The organism is Alteromonas mediterranea DE, from assembly GCF_000020585.3.
In the GTDB taxonomy this organism is placed as follows: domain Bacteria; phylum Pseudomonadota; class Gammaproteobacteria; order Enterobacterales; family Alteromonadaceae; genus Alteromonas; species Alteromonas mediterranea.
On record NC_011138.3, the window covers coordinates 2,094,359 to 2,109,827 of the forward strand.

The following is a 15,469-nucleotide window of genomic DNA, read 5'->3' on the forward strand; positions in this document are numbered from 1 at the left end:
GACGGTTTGGGGACGAGTAAACTGTTAGGCACTAAATATGAATCCCATACAGCAAGCATCCAATTACGATAAGATTGCAGAGCATTGGAATAGCGATCGCTTCAATAGAGAAAATGGTATTTCTCAGCATAAGAGAGCGCTTAACTTTGCCCCGAAGACGGGAAAAGCTATTGATGTAGGTTGCGGTAGCAGCGGACGTATAATCGATTTATTATTAAAGTATGGATATGATGTTGAGGGGCTGGACCTTTCAGCCGAGATGCTAAGGCTTGCTAAAATAAGGCATCCTAAAGTCATATTCCATCATGCAGATATTTGCAACTGGGTTCCAAGTAACAAATTTGCGTTCATATCGGCGTGGGATAGTATTTGGCATGTGCCCCTAGAAAACCAAGAAAGTGTAATTAGTAAACTCCTTGAGCATCTGGAAGTGGATGGCGTAATAATTTTTACAAGTGGGGCGGTTGATGAAAAAGGTGATGGTAGCAATCCATTTTTAGGTCAAGACTTATATCATGCAGCTCTTGGCATTCCAGCACTTTTAAAGTTATTGGAAAGTCACAATTGCGTATGTCGGCACTTGGAAAATGATGACTTTCCAAACAAACATTTATACGTGGTCGCACAAAAACGTGCCTAACAAAACGCTGTTGGCACTCCCTTCGGTCGTTGGGACGCTAACACGGGGCCGCTTCGCGATTATAGCCCCATGTTAGCGCCCCAAAGCTTAGCGTTAGAGCTTACGGGATTACTTTAACAAAGGAGAATTAAATGGCAGTTTATAGCCAAGAGGCCACAGAATTAATGTCAAAGTATAGGGAAGCGGACGAAGCAGAATCCGTTGCTATTAAAGCGCTTGACGAATACATGAAAGCTGGAGGCGGTGAACTAATACGAGACTTGTCTGAGAAAATGGAAAGTGCACACGCAAAGAAACTGTCAATTTATAACGAGATGCAAAAATACAGGCTCGACTAACTGGTTGTTTTCAAAGCAGCTCTAACAAAACGCTGTTGGCACTCCCTCCGGTCGCTGGGACGCTAACACGTGGGCTGACTCACTTCGTTCGGATTATAGCCCCATGTTAGCGCCCCAAAGCTTAGCGTTATAACCCTTTCATGTGAGGTACCTGTGTCTAAAGGATTAGGACAATGGAAAAATACACTCCAACCTGCTCAAATTGCAGACGGGATGAATGCAGCCAATGACAATGCTCGTCGGTTAGCCGAAGATGCCGAAGTATTATTTAATCTAAATCGATTTCCTTCTGCGTTGTCCTTGGCAATCTTATCAATAGAAGAGTCTGGTAAAATAAGTATTTTGCGTGAATTAGCTTTAGCTCAAAATGGCAATCAAGTTAAAGAGTCATGGAAGGCTTACCGTTCTCATACAAAAAAGAATGTTATGTGGTTATTTCCTCACTTAGCGTCAAGCGGTGCAAATAAACTCGAAGAGTTTAAATCATTATTTTGGGAAAAAGCTGAACATCCGTTGCTCTTAGATAACCTTAAACAAATAGGCTTCTACACAGATTGTCTTGGCAAAGCTCATTGGTCAATTCCTGTAGAAGTCGTTGATAAAGAAAATACAGAAAACATACTCAATATTGCAAAGTTAATGTGCAAGGAAACTACCTATTCTACAAAGGAAATAGAGCTTTGGGTAAAACACATTAAACCTGTATGGAGAGGCCCCATGGATGCCATGAAAATAGCTTTGAATAACTGGTTTAACGAAATGGTAAAAGAAGGCATCATCTCTGAAGGACAGTATAGCTTCAAAGATTTCGTCGATTAAACAGCGGGTTATAACAAACGCATTAACACTCGCTGCGCTTATGTGGACTCCCCATAGTCAACAACTATTTTTACCGTTCAAGATGTAATGCGTGCTTATGTACGAGCTCATAATGGGAAGCTATCCCGGCTCTATGATATTTACGCGAACTTGATGCCACATCTCGCTGGCGGGCTTTTATGCCCTGAGCGCAGCACTGGCTTACCAAGCTGATTTTTATCTTGTATGGCGCATTTAGTTGTTAACTTAAAACTAAACTAAGCAGATAATAGCTCTGCTTTGTAATCAGTTCCGTTGCGTAGCAACGAAAATGCTGTTCTAACTGTTTTGTTGGCCAGCGCTACAGCTGCACAACGTTTACCTCTCCGCTCTACTAGCCCTTTAATCCATTCATCTTTCTTCGTTCGCGAATCACGTTTAACCGCCTGGTTTATTGCTGACATCGCACCTGCGACCAAGTTAGCGCGCAATGACGAGTTCCGTATATTTTTACCTATAGACCCCAAACGCACTTTACCACCTGAAGAATGTTGTATTGGCGTTAAACCGATACACGCAGCAGCGTCTCGGGCTTTTTTGAAAACGCCTAACTCACAACAACCTAGCGCTATGTACAGGTTAACCGCATTTGTCGGGCCAACACCTTCTATCTTCATGAGATTTTTGCAAGCTTCTGATGCTCTGCTGGCTCTAGCTACACTCTTTTCGTAGTGTTTTACGAGCTCTATACTCTTGAGATATTGATGCCATGCCGTGTGTAATGCCTCTCTGAATATCGCGCTAAATCCATTTTCTGCATCTTCCAATATCGACTGTATTGCACTGTTCAAACCCGCATCTGTTGGTGACAACTTAATGTTGAACTCTAAAAGTAACGAACAGAGTTGATTCCCGTAAGCAACTTTATGCTTTACTGATAGTTGATGCATACGGACAAGTGATTGAAGCTCCTGCTGCTCCTTAGACTTCCCGCTAATAAAATTCACGTTACTAAGTTGTGATGCCTGTAAAACCGCTTCAGCATCGTTCTTATCAGTCTTTTGGTTTTGACGAATATTCGATACAAGCTTAGCTGATATTAAACGGGCATCATGCCCGTATTCACGCGCACATTGATACCAATAATTTGACGTCGCACACGCTTCAAAAACAACTGTCATTGGTTTTTGAGTGGCTAGCCAATTAGAAAAAGCAGTGGGCGTCATCGGCATATTACGAACTATCTTATTCGATTTGGCGACACAAACCTGGATCTCTTTTTTTGCTAAATCTACACCAGTGAGCATATTATACATAGATGGACTCCTATCTAACCTTTGTGTGTGACAACGTAAATGTTAGACCAACCTATTAGGTTGGGGAGTCCAATTATCTCGCTGGGGACAAAAATACGTAGGCTCCCTGCGCTTCGCTTGGTATTGTAGCCTACGTATTTTTGCCCGTTATGCGGGCGTTAGGTGCTAAAAGGAAAAATTATGAAATCATGGAATGAATTAACTAATCTACAACGCGCAGTTATCGGTATCGCAATGATTGTTGCGGCGGCAGTTTTGCCAGAGATAGCCTTCTTAGTTCAATTAGGTGGTATGGAAGTCGCATTTGCTCTCGTTTTTGCTAGCCTAGCTCCCATCATTTCTTGGTTCTCAACAAAATACCAAGCAATTAAAGAATGTTTACAAACCTCAATAGTGGCTTTTAGGCATAGTGCATCTGCTAAACCTTCCGTTTTCTTCGTACAAGCTTCTTTTTGTGCAGCCGCACTTCTATTTACAAGTTCGGGCTTATTGGCTTTTTACTTTTTTATGCCTAGTATGCTGCTAAATGGGGTCTTGGCGTGAGCGCACCTAACAAGCCAATAAACGCACTCACTTCGTTCGCTGGGACGCATACACGCGGGGCGGCTTCGCCATTATGCCCCACATGTCTGCGCCCGTTATTGGAAAGTTAGGTAACTTATAAATACTATGAATCGTCTAGCCATTTTTATATTTGCTTTAGCACTTTCAAGTTGTAGTGCGGGTTCTGACCATCGTAATGTATCTTCACTTATTCAGTCAGATAAAGCCTCAATGGCTAGTTTGGCTTATGAACTTCAGCACGAACATAATGCCGGGACTTTTGATGGGCTTGTTCTGGTTGCTCAAAAGGACGTTGTTTTATTCAAGAGTGCCTATGGCTATGCTGACAGGGAAGATTCTGTAAGAAATAGCTCTGCAGCAATCATTGATATGGGGTCAATTGCAAAAACATTTACCGCAGCGGCCGTGCTACAACTTGCCCAGAAAGAAAAACTACAGCTTTCTGACAAGATTGGAGATTTTTATCCAACGGCCCCTGATGAAATAAAGCCTATAACAATTGCGCAGCTTTTAGGGCATTCAAGCGGATTGGATAATTTCCATAATGAGTCTGACTTTGAGTTGATGGATAAAGCTCAGGCTGAACGCAGAATCTTAGAAATGCCGTTAATTGCAAAGCCGGGTGAGAAAATCGCATATTCCAACGCGGCTTATACGTTGTTGGCGGCTATCGTCGAGAAAGTGAGCGATAAACCTTTTCAAGATTACGTCCACGATAATTTATTGACCCCGTTAAACTTGAAGAGCACCGGTTTCTACCAAGATCAACGAGTATCATTAAATAACCTAGCTCGTGGCTACGGAGGAGATGACCAAGGCCGTACCACTTTTGAAAAAGGCTTAACCTGGGCGCTAATTGGTGCTGGTGGTATGGTTACGTCAATTGATGATTTAGCTATTTGGTCTGCTGCACTTAAAAACGGAGCCATGTTCCCCGCAGGGGCGTCAAACTTAGCTTTTTCTAAAGCAAATGCACGGTGGTTGCTGGGGAGTTTAGCGCAGGTCGAAATTAGTGGTGAATCCATCATTCAGATGGGAGGCAGCACTGACTATGGCTACACCGCTCTGATTCAGTTTGTTCCACTAAACAAGACAGGCATGTTTGCGGTACTTTGGGTTGGGGAGTCCAATTATCTCACTGGGACGCTAACACATGGGCTGCGTCACTTCGTTCCTAATTTTAGCCCATGTATTCTCGCCCCTTAGTGGGGGGTTAGCCACTTGGAGGTTTAAATGGAAATGAACCAAGTCACTCTTCCAGTAAAAAATATGGAAGAAGCCGTAAAGTTTTATCTGGTTCTTGGTTTTATTCAAATCGTAGATACACCGCACTATGCGAGGTTTTCCTGCCCTAAAGGTAACTCGACTTTTTCTCTTTCTCTGGAATTAGAAGAGTTTAAAAATGGTGCTATCATCTACTTCGAGACCGAAAAACTAGATATGCTCGCAGAATCATTAGTTGCAAAGGGAGTTATTTTCGAGCAACTACCTACAGAACAGCGGTATTTATGGAAAGAGGCTGTGTTAAAAGACCCTTCAGGCAACAAAATTAAACTGTTCTGGGCTGGCGAGAACCGCTTGTCGCCGCCGTGGAAAGTCGAAAAACGTGGCTAACAAAGCGCTAAACTCGCTCCCTTCGATAGATTAAACAAGACAGTCATCTTTTTTACAACTGACAATACTAAACAAGACAGGCATGTTTGTGTAGAGATGTCTATATTTTGTGCCTGTCTTGCAAGCTATAAAGCTACCCGAGTAATCGCATCGCACTTTGTCGGCCTTGAACCCGTTGCTGGTGTTGATTGTGTGCGTATTGCTCTAGGTGAATCACTTTGCCGGCGGCGTGCTTAAAGCAGGTTTCAAACTGCGTGGTTAATGTTATCCAATGTTCTTGTTCAATATTGAGGCGCTCTAAAATAGAGGATAGGTTATGCTCAACCTTGCCACGCTTGTTTGGGCAGACTAAACAAGACAGGCACGTTTATGTCCATTGCACGCGTGTCTGCGCCCCCATATCTTAGAGTTACGCACAGGACTAAATATGAATCCCATACAGCAAGCATCTAATTACGATAAGACTAAATAAGACAGGCATCTTTTTTCAGCGTTTGGGAGTATTTATACGAATCGGTACTAAACAAGGCAGGCTCATTTGTTCACTTCTCTAGGCACTTTGCGTCGTCATGCCCACCTGTCAGAGTCTCTTATAGAAAGGCTATATTCCAGTAATAGCAAAGTCTATTGCGTCTATTAACAATTCTCTGGATTGCGCTAAAGAACCGATGCAGTCCTTGAGCACATCGTCGGGTATGGAACTCAGTTGTTGAGTCAGGAATAAGTATGTCTCGCCTTCAAATTCTATCTCCGGCGTAAGGTTTTTCATATAAAGACTATTTTTAGTCTTATTCTTTGTCAGCGGTACAACTAGCCTTGTTGCTAATTGGTCAATTACAGAGTTCTGAACATCTACAAGAAAAGGGTAAGCTTTATTTGTTTTTGAGCTTGGGTTTCTGTAAACATCAAACTGTGCCATTAGAAGTTCCTGTACTCATCACCTATACAGCCGTTCTCAGCAATGAACTCGTTGTACGCAGCTATGGCAGCTTTGTTTTCTTTTTTCCAGCTTTCTTCTTCAACACTTTTCAACTTGTCTTTAAGTGCCTGTTCTAAGGTTGCAGACAGGTTAACTTTCAAGTCTCTAGCTTTTTGCAATAAGTCACTGTTTAAGCTCAAATTAGTCGCTTTTTTTGGGGCATGGATATCATATAAGTCTTGCATGCTATCACTCCAAATTGTTCTAGATATCAAGTATACGCATAGGGATGCGCATTGCAAAAAATTAGGTTCTTAACAAACCCGGAATTGTTATGTAGAGATGTATACATAAGTGCCTGTGTTTCTCTCTATTAAACTGCAAAGTTAACCGAGTAATCGCATCGCACTGTGTCGGCCTTGAACCCGTTGCTGGTGTTGATTGTGTGCGTATTGCTCTAGTTGAATCACTTTGCCGGCGGCGTGCTTAAAGCAGGTTTCAAACTGCGTGGTTAATGTTATCCAATGTTCTTGTTCAATATTGAGGCGCTCTAAAATAGAGGGTAGGTTATGCTCAACCTTGCCACGCTTGTTTGGGTGAATATATCGGCTGGTTATATCTACAAGCTGTAAGTAGTCTGGAAGAGTAAAAGGTAAACCGTGTGGCATCTCTAGTCTTGGGTTGCCTGCAAAAGGCATAAGTCGTTTAGGTGTTTTGCCGACCCTAGCTGCGTTAATTCGGTATTTAATACTGGTATGGTCTGATGTTTCAGGTGTTTTGGCCATCTTTGCTCGTACTGGGTTTAAATCAACATAAGCCATACAGGCGGCAAGGGCTGACTCATCCAATAGCGCTTGAGATTTAAACCGTCCTTCCCAAAAATGGCCCGTGCAGTCGTCTTCTTTATTAGCTGCCCTAGCAATATATTCATTCAGTGCACGCATAAACCAGCTGATATCAAATAGCCTTTTACGCCATACTTCAGCCGTTAACTCCACCGCTTTAATTTGAATTTCATGTAAATCTTTACGTGAATCTGGTGACATGTAGCGCTGCGAGAGTAATGTGCCTTTGTATAGTTTATGCCAACGTTGAATCACATTTTCAGTACTCAGTGCGTCTGCTTTCTCTTTGTCTACGTGTAATACCAGATGCGTATGATTACTCATTACCGCATAAGCACATACATCAATGGCGAACACCTCACTTAAAACATGAATACGGTCTTCTACCCATTGGCGACGATGTTCAAAACTTCTACCGTTTTCCTCGCCACATAAAAAGGCACGACGAACACCCCCTGTGTCAGGATAGTTGTCGCCTCAGTTTTTCATAGTATTAGACAGGGTGCGGAAGTTAGGCATGAGTGAGACATTATCCAGAAGAACATAAAAAGGCAGTGGTTAGTAAGTTGATTGAAAGCGGTTTATCATTACGCCAGTTTGCGCAAAGAGAAGGTATTAGCCTGTCTACGTTGTATGGTTGGCGGGACAAGTATACAGAGGCCGATTTCAGTTTGACTAAAAGTAATACGCCAGAGAATTGGACCGCAGAGCAGAAGTTTTCTGCGGTGATAGAGACTGCTGCCATGTCGGAAGTTGAGGTAAGTGAATACTGCCGGAAAAAGGGCCTTTTCCCGGAGCAAATCCAGCAATGGAAACATAGCTGTATCTCCGGTAATCAATCCGAGGCGGATAAGCGTAAACAGCAGGCCCAGGAACGTAAAGCGGATAAGAAACGCATTAAAGAGCTGGAAAGAGAGTTAAAACGCAAAGACGCAGCGTTAGCCGAAACTGCTGCGCTTCTGGTGCTTAGAAAAAAGTTAAATGCCTACTGGGGGGAAGACGAGGACAACTAACCACGTTCTCAGATAGGCAATACTATATTTCACTGATTGATGAAGCCGTTAGTGCGGGGGCCAGAAAGCACAAAGCCTGTGGCATCATCGGCTTATCCCTGCGCACGTTACAACGATGGCGGGACGCGGATGGAATTTGTGCAGATAAGCGCCCGGAGGCGAGCAGGCCGACGCCTGCAAATAAGCTAACTGAGATAGAACAACAAGCCATTTTGGATATCTGCAATGAAGAGCGGTTTGCCAGTCTGCCGCCCAGTCAGATTGTGCCCATGTTGGCCGATGAGGGAGTTTATCTGGGTTCGGAATCCAGCTTTTACCGTATATTGAAAGCCAATAATCAGCTTAGCCACAGAGGCAAAGCAAAACCCAAAGGTACACAGGCAAAACCTGATGGATTTACGGCTACGGGACCCTGTGAAGTGTGGACCTGGGATATATCGTACTGCCCCTCTACGGTCATTGGTCGGTTCTTTTATCTGTACATGATAATGGATATTTTTAGCCGTAAAGTTGTGGGATGGGAAGTGTATGATTGCGAGTCTGGTGATCATGCCGCTAACCTCTTGGAACGCACGCTATGGTCTGAGAAATGCGTGAATGACGAGATAATCTTACATTCTGATAATGGCAGTCCGATGAAGAGCCTGACCATGCAAGCTAAGATGATTGAAATGGGCGTTATCGGCTCACGTAGCCGTCCCGGTGTCAGTAATGACAACCCTTACTCAGAATCTCTGTTCCGCACAGTCAAATACTGCCATAGATGGCCGAGTGAAGGCTTTAAGTCGCTGGAGGAAGCGCGAGCCTGGGTGCGAGATTTTGTCCGCTGGTATAACACCGAACATCGCCATAGCCGCATAAGATTCGTTACCCCAGAGCAGCGACACAAAGGTGAAGACCAACAGATACTGGCAAAGCGCACTGAGTTATATGCCGAGGCAAAAGTGAGAAATCCAAGTCGTTGGTCTGGTGAAACCAGAAACTGGGATAAGATCGGAAGCGTAGAGCTAAATCCGGAGAATAAAAAAGAAGCAGCTTAACAGCTCAGGCGACAACTACCTTGAAAAACGCCGATATCGGTTCTCTTTCTCGCCATGGCAGCTCGTTCCTTCAATAAAGTGATGAAGTTGAGCTTACCAATTGATTTAGTGAGAAAAAGAAGAAGATTTCGGGATTCCGAACAGTGATTTCGGAAAAACGTCATTTTTGATCGAATAACGCCGAAATAAGCGATCGGATTAGACCGAAATCACTGATCGGATTGAACCGAAATGGGTGATCGGAATGGGCCGGAACATGCAAAAGGCATGTTGTTAACCCCCTGTGTCAGGATAGTTGTCGCCTCAGTTTTTCATAGTATTAGACAGGGTGCGGAAGTTAGGCATGAGTGAGACATTATCCAGAAGAACATAAAAAGGCAGTGGTTAGTAAGTTGATTGAAAGCGGTTTATCATTACGCCAGTTTGCGCAAAGAGAAGGTATTAGCCTGTCTACGTTGTATGGTTGGCGGGACAAGTATACAGAGGCCGATTTCAGTTTGACTAAAAGTAATACGCCAGAGAATTGGACCGCAGAGCAGAAGTTTTCTGCGGTGATAGAGACTGCTGCCATGTCGGAAGTTGAGGTAAGTGAATACTGCCGGAAAAAGGGCCTTTTCCCGGAGCAAATCCAGCAATGGAAACATAGCTGTATCTCCGGTAATCAATCCGAGGCGGATAAGCGTAAACAGCAGGCCCAGGAACGTAAAGCGGATAAGAAACGCATTAAAGAGCTGGAAAGAGAGTTAAAACGCAAAGACGCAGCGTTAGCCGAAACTGCTGCGCTTCTGGTGCTTAGAAAAAAGTTAAATGCCTACTGGGGGGAAGACGAGGACAACTAACCACGTTCTCAGATAGGCAATACTATATTTCACTGATTGATGAAGCCGTTAGTGCGGGGGCCAGAAAGCACAAAGCCTGTGGCATCATCGGCTTATCCCTGCGCACGTTACAACGATGGCGGGACGCGGATGGAATTTGTGCAGATAAGCGCCCGGAGGCGAGCAGGCCGACGCCTGCAAATAAGCTAACTGAGATAGAACAACAAGCCATTTTGGATATCTGCAATGAAGAGCGGTTTGCCAGTCTGCCGCCCAGTCAGATTGTGCCCATGTTGGCCGATGAGGGAGTTTATCTGGGTTCGGAATCCAGCTTTTACCGTATATTGAAAGCCAATAATCAGCTTAGCCACAGAGGCAAAGCAAAACCCAAAGGTACACAGGCAAAACCTGATGGATTTACGGCTACGGGACCCTGTGAAGTGTGGACCTGGGATATATCGTACTGCCCCTCTACGGTCATTGGTCGGTTCTTTTATCTGTACATGATAATGGATATTTTTAGCCGTAAAGTTGTGGGATGGGAAGTGTATGATTGCGAGTCTGGTGATCATGCCGCTAACCTCTTGGAACGCACGCTATGGTCTGAGAAATGCGTGAATGACGAGATAATCTTACATTCTGATAATGGCAGTCCGATGAAGAGCCTGACCATGCAAGCTAAGATGATTGAAATGGGCGTTATCGGCTCACGTAGCCGTCCCGGTGTCAGTAATGACAACCCTTACTCAGAATCTCTGTTCCGCACAGTCAAATACTGCCATAGATGGCCGAGTGAAGGCTTTAAGTCGCTGGAGGAAGCGCGAGCCTGGGTGCGAGATTTTGTCCGCTGGTATAACACCGAACATCGCCATAGCCGCATAAGATTCGTTACCCCAGAGCAGCGACACAAAGGTGAAGACCAACAGATACTGGCAAAGCGCACTGAGTTATATGCCGAGGCAAAAGTGAGAAATCCAAGTCGTTGGTCTGGTGAAACCAGAAACTGGGATAAGATCGGAAGCGTAGAGCTAAATCCGGAGAATAAAAAAGAAGCAGCTTAACAGCTCAGGCGACAACTACCTTGAAAAACGCCGTTAATGTCTACAGATACTAGCTATATTGTTGACGGTAAGCAGATTGATAAAACCAATGGTGAAGCTTTCCTTTCTGCTTTAGATGCAACAGGTTTTAAAAAACTAATAGTGATTGAAAGAGATATCAAGGAGCTTTTAAGGTTGCGAGAACAATTAAAAGCTAAGGGATACTCACTTTACTACATAGACAGTGAACGGCGTGTTAAAGCAGTTTCTTTATAGAATTATAGAACATACCGGTACTATGCAGCAGTTATGACCACACTTCTCACTCCCGTGTTCTTTCACATTGTTTGGTGTGCCCTGCTTTATGCGTTATTAACCGTAGCTCGCGCACCGGCTGTGTGGGGAGTAGGGCAAAGCAAAAACGGCTCAAATCCTTTTCACACTATTCAGCTTAAAATCAGCGCAAACCTAAGCAACCAATTTGAATGGCCGATATTTTTTCACATTGCCTGCGTGTTGCTTATCGCAACGGATGAAGCAATAGATGGTATGCAAATCTACTTGGCTTGGGTGTTTGTGATTGGCAGAGTGCTGCACAGTATTGTTCAAATATTTACAGATAACATCAGGTTGCGTGGTATGGTGTTTACCGTCAATTTTATTGCAGTGTTGGCTATGTGGACCTTGATTTTTATTGGTGAAATTGGCTTATAGTCCCGCCGTTAGACGAACGAGAATACCGAGTAAAGGGCGTCGTTAGCGACAAAATTAAAAGACAGCCACTATTCAACAAAAGCAACAAAGAGCATTAAAGTTATGGAAGACGTTTTAGAACCTCTGGGCCGGTTTTTACTTCGAATACTCAATTGGATAGTCGTAGAGGCTATCATTGAATTTGTTTTAAAAGGTACAGGTCATGTGGTACTTAAGCTTTTAACCTTTGGCAATTATCCGCGAACGGGAAGAGATGAAGGGAGGACCATAGCTGTTGGTTTTGTTAGCTTAATAGTTGTTTTTGTTTGCCTTGTACTAATTGCTGAATATTAAAAAAGGATATCTACATGAACATGGAAAAGTGGGCCCAAATACGAGAGAAGGGCAAGCAGCGTTTCGTTTTAGTAAACGGTGTTTTAGGGTGGGGCGTCACTACAGCAATCTTTTGGGCCGTGTTAATGGAGTTTATTGAGCCATCGGAAAATATTTGGGTACGCCCAATCATTGCTTTGATCATCTTTCCCATTGCAGGCATCGCTTTTGGCCACTTAATGTGGAACAAATCTGAGAAAACTTACGAAAAAGAAAAAGCTTTGTAAGTCTGACAATGAATATTTTGCTGTTTCCTCAAAGAGTAGCCGTTAGTGTTAAGTATTAAAAAAATAATCATCGTTTCTTTCACATTGTTTGTAGCAGGTTGCGCTAATATCCCTATTTCGACGATGCTTGAGTTTCGTTCTTTTGATGAGGCCAAATTCGTCCAACTCGCCCCTAATCATTTGCTTACCAAAATTCACTTAGACAAACCCGCGGAAATAAAACCTGACAAAACCTGGCTTACTTTGGGCGTCAGTTCAGCGCAAGAGGAAAGAAGTTTTAAGTACAATCTTGAAGTTATATCTGAAAAAACACTACCAGCAGAGTCAGGTTGGTTAAGTGATATTCCCTCGCGAACCGAATATATACTTGGGCTTAGCCCCAAGGCGATAAAGGAATTCACTCAACTTCAAGAATTCATGAAATCTGCGTCACCCACAGGCTTTGATCTTCACGTAAGTACAGGGTTTAAAGAATCTGAGAGTGAATTGAACGCGGTTACTATGTCTATCTTCTTAAAGCTTTACGCAAACGAAGACTACTTTACTTTGTTCGACAGAGCGGCACTCGATATAGAACAATAGATATCGAATAATAGAGATACACATTAGTCTCGATAAAAGCAGATAGATAAGCTTGGTAAAGTGGCAAAAAACGCTATGTATTTTCTAAAGATGTTGCCAGAAAAGCCAAAGCCGCACCCCGAGCCAATTATCTACGAAACCATCAAATACCCTAAAAGCTCAAAAACCGGTTTTTTTAAGGCCTCAGTGGTGATAGGCGAGAAAGTGTCAACAGGGCAGGAGATAGGTACGGTCACCGACTATTTGGGTAATCTTGTTGAAACCCTCAAATCGCCTGTTGATGGCACGGTTATGATGGTTAATCAAATGCCGGCGATTAAAGACGATCAGTCTGTCATGGCTATTGGTGTAGAAAAATCTGAATAACATGGTTTATGAAGTAAATACGCTGGATGATCTAATTCGCCTACACAATCAAATAAGTGTTAAAGTTAAATCATAAAAATGTGATTAGGAAATGATATGGACTTTCTTTTTAACGTATTGATTTGGGTAGGCGTGGTTATCTTCGCCATTTTTATTATTGGCTTTATGGCAGCAGCGAAGCTAAATAAACGCCAAGATGAAAAAAATGATTAGCTTGTCTGCCAAGCTTGTTATAGAAGCTGCAATGCCAATGGTAGAAAAGCGATATTTGTTTTAATTTCCCTCAAACAATAGGGTGAATGAAAAACAAAAAATATTTTCACCCCTTTTATTAAGTTCCTCCGTTTAGTGAAAAAAGGGGGAACCATATGCAAACAACAATTCTACCAAGCGCTAATCCGCAACATCTGGTACAACACAGTGTATTGCCTTTTGCAAAAGCGCCTTTCCACAAACGGGCTATAAGCGCTGCCACTATTGCGCTTGCTGGTGGAGCGGTAACTGCCGGGCTATTCGTTTTAATGGCAGAGCTTATCAGGCAAGATAAGGTGAATATAAGCGAAGCGCCGCCTGTGTTTTTTGAGCCCATTATCTACAAGCCTAAGCTGAACGACGGTAAACTTGTTAGTCAACCAAGTAGCGCTAGGATTCGATGGTCAGGGAAGAATATTGTCTATTAAACAGTCTACTAAGCCGTTAATGTGCTGATATATAAGTGCGTCGTACAGATGTATAGAAACGCAAAAACGAGGCTGGCTGGTTTGGAAGCGGCCTGAGCCTCGTTAAATGCAGAATATGATTATTTAAAATTACTTGTCTAAATCGTGCGCCCTAAAGGCATTGGGAAGCAATTCGCCGATGGTGGTTTCAAACTTCTCTCCACTTTGACTAACCATGGTTACCGGGGTTTCATCTGGCGCGAACTCAGCGATTTTTTGTCTGCAACCGCCGCAGGGAAAACAAAATTCATTGTTAGGGCTGGCAATAACGATGTGTGTTATACGCTTCTGGCCTTGTGTAACCATATTGCCAATGGCGGTGGCCTCGGCGCACTGGCCTAACGGAAAAGCCGCACTTTCTACATTACAGCCCGCGAAGGTTTCTCCACTAGGCGTTAACACTGCTGCACCCACTTTAAAGTTAGAATAAGGAGAGTGAGAGTTTTTCTGTGCGTCAAAAGCAAGTTGTGATAGTTTTTCTATATTATTTTTCTTCATAGCTACCTGTGTTAACCGCCCATTACGCTTTACTTTTATCATCAAATGCGAGAAGGTTGGCGGCATTAGCGCCGCGACAAGCGTATACTTTATACTCAGGCGGTTTTTTCTTTTTTTATAGAATGCTTTTTTACCATGTGCAGAAACGTTAGTCTCATCTTTTTTTCTTTATTCGCTGCTATTTTAACCGGTTGCGCGCAAACACCTCCTGTTTCTGAAAGACCTCAAATGGGAAATCTACTTTTAGCAGAGCCTGCACCCGTTAATCCACGTTCTGAAATGGCCATTGTTCGCTACAACCAAGTGCTTACCAGCCCTGCGCTTTCCGACGAAGATAAAGCAGAATTGCACTTCCAGCGTGGCATGCTTTACGACAGCGTTGGCCTACCGGGTCTCGCTCAGTTCGATTACACCCAGGCCATCAACTTTAAGCCAGACTTGGCCGAAGCCTATAATTCTATGGGTATACACTACATTCAACAAAGTGACTTTATTCAAGCGTACGACGCGTTCGACTCAACCCTTGAAATTAACCCAGAATATGATTTTGCGTTCTTAAATCGCGGGATTGCGTTGTACTACGGGGGCCGTGCTGAGCTTGCAACTAACGACTTAAACCTTTTTTTTGAAAAAGATGATAGTGACCCGTTTCGTGCATTGTGGGCCTATTTCGCTCACCACGATGTGTCTGCGTTAGAAGGGCAGACTTACCTAGCTTCAATTCGACCAACGTTAGATAACGAGCATTGGGCCACGACATTAGTCGACTTGTTTCTAGGTACTGTTACCGAAAATGACGTACTGAATTCTCTGTTAGACGGCGTGAAAAGCCAAAAAGCACTCACAGACAGGCTATGTGAAGCGTATTTTTATCTGGGTAAGTTTCATATGCAACAAGGCAACAGTGGCGTGGCATCTAACTACTTTAAACTTGCGCTAAGCACCAACGTGTTTGATTACGTTGAACACCGATACGCTCGAATGGAGCTAAACCGCTTGCGCGATAGAGCATCGAGCGCGCCGGTAAGCGAAGAGTAATCGACCAA

At 43.5% G+C, this 15,469-nt stretch carries 21 protein-coding genes; 16 read left to right on the forward strand and 5 right to left on the reverse strand.

The features are described from left to right. The first annotated feature begins 37 nt into the window (after positions 1–37). The 3 genes from MADE_RS09360 to MADE_RS09370 all read left to right on the forward strand — a co-directional run bounded on the left by MADE_RS09360 (position 38) and on the right by MADE_RS09370 (position 1,797). A complete protein-coding gene (locus MADE_RS09360; RefSeq protein ID WP_012518316.1) occupies positions 38–640 on the forward strand; it encodes a class I SAM-dependent DNA methyltransferase in 603 nt (200 codons plus the stop codon). A 131-nt stretch (positions 641–771) separates the two neighbouring features. After that, on the forward strand, positions 772–978 hold the full coding sequence (locus tag MADE_RS09365; RefSeq protein ID WP_012518317.1) for a hypothetical protein: 207 nt from the start codon (positions 772–774) through the stop codon (positions 976–978). A gap of 153 nt (positions 979–1,131) precedes the next feature. Next, entirely contained in the window at positions 1,132–1,797 is a 666-nt protein-coding gene (locus tag MADE_RS09370) for an AbiV family abortive infection protein (RefSeq protein ID WP_012518318.1), read from the forward strand. A gap of 257 nt (positions 1,798–2,054) precedes the next feature. Here the strand turns inward: MADE_RS09370 and MADE_RS09375 are convergent, their stop codons facing one another. Further along, positions 2,055–3,092 carry an IS110 family RNA-guided transposase gene (locus MADE_RS09375; protein WP_012517136.1) on the reverse strand — a complete coding sequence of 346 codons (1,038 nt, stop codon included), beginning with the start codon at positions 3,090–3,092 and terminating at the stop codon, positions 2,055–2,057. Between the two features lie 180 nt (positions 3,093–3,272). On the opposite strand from MADE_RS09375, the gene MADE_RS09380 reads away from it, so the two are divergent. The 3 genes from MADE_RS09380 to MADE_RS09390 all read left to right on the forward strand — a co-directional run bounded on the left by MADE_RS09380 (position 3,273) and on the right by MADE_RS09390 (position 5,270). Continuing rightward, on the forward strand, positions 3,273–3,635 hold the full coding sequence (locus MADE_RS09380) for a hypothetical protein (protein WP_012518319.1): 363 nt from the start codon (positions 3,273–3,275) through the stop codon (positions 3,633–3,635). A gap of 126 nt (positions 3,636–3,761) precedes the next feature. Continuing rightward, on the forward strand, positions 3,762–4,862 hold the full coding sequence (locus MADE_RS09385) for a serine hydrolase domain-containing protein (RefSeq protein ID WP_012518320.1): 1,101 nt from the start codon (positions 3,762–3,764) through the stop codon (positions 4,860–4,862). Positions 4,863–4,889: 27 nt separating this feature from the next. Further along, entirely contained in the window at positions 4,890–5,270 is a 381-nt protein-coding gene (locus MADE_RS09390) for a VOC family protein (RefSeq protein WP_012518321.1), read from the forward strand. Positions 5,271–5,871: 601 nt separating this feature from the next. Here MADE_RS09390 and MADE_RS09395 read toward each other — a convergent pair. From MADE_RS09395 to MADE_RS20450, 3 genes are all read right to left on the reverse strand, one after another. Beyond that, on the reverse strand, positions 5,872–6,189 hold the full coding sequence (locus MADE_RS09395; protein ID WP_012518322.1) for a CcdB family protein: 318 nt from the start codon (positions 6,187–6,189) through the stop codon (positions 5,872–5,874). Next, positions 6,189–6,434: a type II toxin-antitoxin system CcdA family antitoxin gene (locus MADE_RS09400; RefSeq protein ID WP_012518323.1), complete on the reverse strand. Its 246-nt coding sequence runs from the start codon at positions 6,432–6,434 to the stop codon at positions 6,189–6,191. The genes MADE_RS09395 and MADE_RS09400 overlap by 1 nt, the downstream gene beginning before the upstream one ends. Positions 6,435–6,575: 141 nt before the next feature. Beyond that, complete coding sequence (locus MADE_RS20450) at positions 6,576–7,358, reverse strand: transposase (protein WP_232363113.1); 783 nt, start codon at positions 7,356–7,358, stop codon at positions 6,576–6,578. A 197-nt stretch (positions 7,359–7,555) separates the two neighbouring features. Between MADE_RS20450 and MADE_RS20225 the strand changes: the two genes are divergently transcribed. The 9 genes from MADE_RS20225 to MADE_RS09460 all read left to right on the forward strand — a co-directional run bounded on the left by MADE_RS20225 (position 7,556) and on the right by MADE_RS09460 (position 13,886). Beyond that, a protein-coding gene (locus MADE_RS20225; RefSeq protein WP_414631214.1) for an IS3 family transposase occupies positions 7,556–9,087 on the forward strand; the annotation gives its coding sequence in 2 pieces (ribosomal slippage) (positions 7,556–8,018 and positions 8,018–9,087; 1,533 coding nt in all). A 347-nt stretch (positions 9,088–9,434) separates the two neighbouring features. Next, positions 9,435–10,966 (forward strand): IS3 family transposase gene (locus tag MADE_RS20230; RefSeq protein ID WP_414631214.1). Its coding sequence is split into 2 segments (ribosomal slippage): positions 9,435–9,897 and positions 9,897–10,966, totalling 1,533 coding nucleotides; the frame shifts between segments, so codons are not numbered across the junction. Between the two features lie 36 nt (positions 10,967–11,002). After that, a complete protein-coding gene (locus MADE_RS09430; RefSeq protein WP_012518325.1) occupies positions 11,003–11,221 on the forward strand; it encodes a hypothetical protein in 219 nt (72 codons plus the stop codon). A gap of 33 nt (positions 11,222–11,254) precedes the next feature. Next, on the forward strand, positions 11,255–11,659 hold the full coding sequence (locus tag MADE_RS09435; protein WP_023559699.1) for an MAPEG family protein: 405 nt from the start codon (positions 11,255–11,257) through the stop codon (positions 11,657–11,659). Between the two features lie 102 nt (positions 11,660–11,761). Further along, on the forward strand, positions 11,762–11,992 hold the full coding sequence (locus MADE_RS09440) for a hypothetical protein (protein WP_012518327.1): 231 nt from the start codon (positions 11,762–11,764) through the stop codon (positions 11,990–11,992). A 14-nt stretch (positions 11,993–12,006) separates the two neighbouring features. Then, positions 12,007–12,258, forward strand: coding sequence for a hypothetical protein (locus MADE_RS09445; RefSeq protein WP_012518328.1), 252 nt, complete (start codon positions 12,007–12,009; stop codon positions 12,256–12,258). 45 nt (positions 12,259–12,303) lie between these two features. After that, positions 12,304–12,840: a hypothetical protein gene (locus tag MADE_RS09450; RefSeq protein ID WP_012518329.1), complete on the forward strand. Its 537-nt coding sequence runs from the start codon at positions 12,304–12,306 to the stop codon at positions 12,838–12,840. A gap of 60 nt (positions 12,841–12,900) precedes the next feature. Further along, entirely contained in the window at positions 12,901–13,206 is a 306-nt protein-coding gene (locus MADE_RS09455; protein ID WP_041912766.1) for a DUF2118 domain-containing protein, read from the forward strand. Positions 13,207–13,574: 368 nt separating this feature from the next. Beyond that, entirely contained in the window at positions 13,575–13,886 is a 312-nt protein-coding gene (locus MADE_RS09460) for a hypothetical protein (RefSeq protein WP_012518332.1), read from the forward strand. A 129-nt stretch (positions 13,887–14,015) separates the two neighbouring features. Here the strand turns inward: MADE_RS09460 and cdd are convergent, their stop codons facing one another. Continuing rightward, complete coding sequence (gene cdd / locus MADE_RS09465; protein ID WP_012518333.1) at positions 14,016–14,423, reverse strand: cytidine deaminase; 408 nt, start codon at positions 14,421–14,423, stop codon at positions 14,016–14,018. A gap of 135 nt (positions 14,424–14,558) precedes the next feature. On the opposite strand from cdd, the gene nlpI reads away from it, so the two are divergent. Beyond that, a complete protein-coding gene (nlpI, locus tag MADE_RS09470) occupies positions 14,559–15,461 on the forward strand; it encodes a lipoprotein NlpI (RefSeq protein WP_012518334.1) in 903 nt (300 codons plus the stop codon). Positions 15,462–15,469 lie beyond the last annotated feature (8 nt).

Coding starts and splice junctions, on each gene's coding strand:
- MADE_RS09390 (WP_012518321.1), top strand. CDS start 4,890: ATGGAAATGAACCAAGTCACTCTTCCAGTAAAAAATATGGAAGAAGCC.
- MADE_RS09385 (WP_012518320.1), top strand. CDS start 3,762: ATGAATCGTCTAGCCATTTTTATATTTGCTTTAGCACTTTCAAGTTGT.
- MADE_RS09365 (WP_012518317.1), top strand. CDS start 772: ATGGCAGTTTATAGCCAAGAGGCCACAGAATTAATGTCAAAGTATAGG.
- nlpI (WP_012518334.1), top strand. CDS start 14,559: ATGTGCAGAAACGTTAGTCTCATCTTTTTTTCTTTATTCGCTGCTATT.
- MADE_RS09430 (WP_012518325.1), top strand. CDS start 11,003: ATGTCTACAGATACTAGCTATATTGTTGACGGTAAGCAGATTGATAAA.
- cdd (WP_012518333.1), bottom strand. CDS start 14,423: ATGAAGAAAAATAATATAGAAAAACTATCACAACTTGCTTTTGACGCA.
- MADE_RS09445 (WP_012518328.1), top strand. CDS start 12,007: ATGAACATGGAAAAGTGGGCCCAAATACGAGAGAAGGGCAAGCAGCGT.
- MADE_RS09380 (WP_012518319.1), top strand. CDS start 3,273: ATGAAATCATGGAATGAATTAACTAATCTACAACGCGCAGTTATCGGT.
- MADE_RS09460 (WP_012518332.1), top strand. CDS start 13,575: ATGCAAACAACAATTCTACCAAGCGCTAATCCGCAACATCTGGTACAA.
- MADE_RS09400 (WP_012518323.1), bottom strand. CDS start 6,434: ATGCAAGACTTATATGATATCCATGCCCCAAAAAAAGCGACTAATTTG.
- MADE_RS09375 (WP_012517136.1), bottom strand. CDS start 3,092: ATGTATAATATGCTCACTGGTGTAGATTTAGCAAAAAAAGAGATCCAG.
- MADE_RS09395 (WP_012518322.1), bottom strand. CDS start 6,189: ATGGCACAGTTTGATGTTTACAGAAACCCAAGCTCAAAAACAAATAAA.
- MADE_RS09360 (WP_012518316.1), top strand. CDS start 38: ATGAATCCCATACAGCAAGCATCCAATTACGATAAGATTGCAGAGCAT.
- MADE_RS09435 (WP_023559699.1), top strand. CDS start 11,255: ATGACCACACTTCTCACTCCCGTGTTCTTTCACATTGTTTGGTGTGCC.
- MADE_RS09440 (WP_012518327.1), top strand. CDS start 11,762: ATGGAAGACGTTTTAGAACCTCTGGGCCGGTTTTTACTTCGAATACTC.
- MADE_RS20450 (WP_232363113.1), bottom strand. CDS start 7,358: ATGAGTAATCATACGCATCTGGTATTACACGTAGACAAAGAGAAAGCA.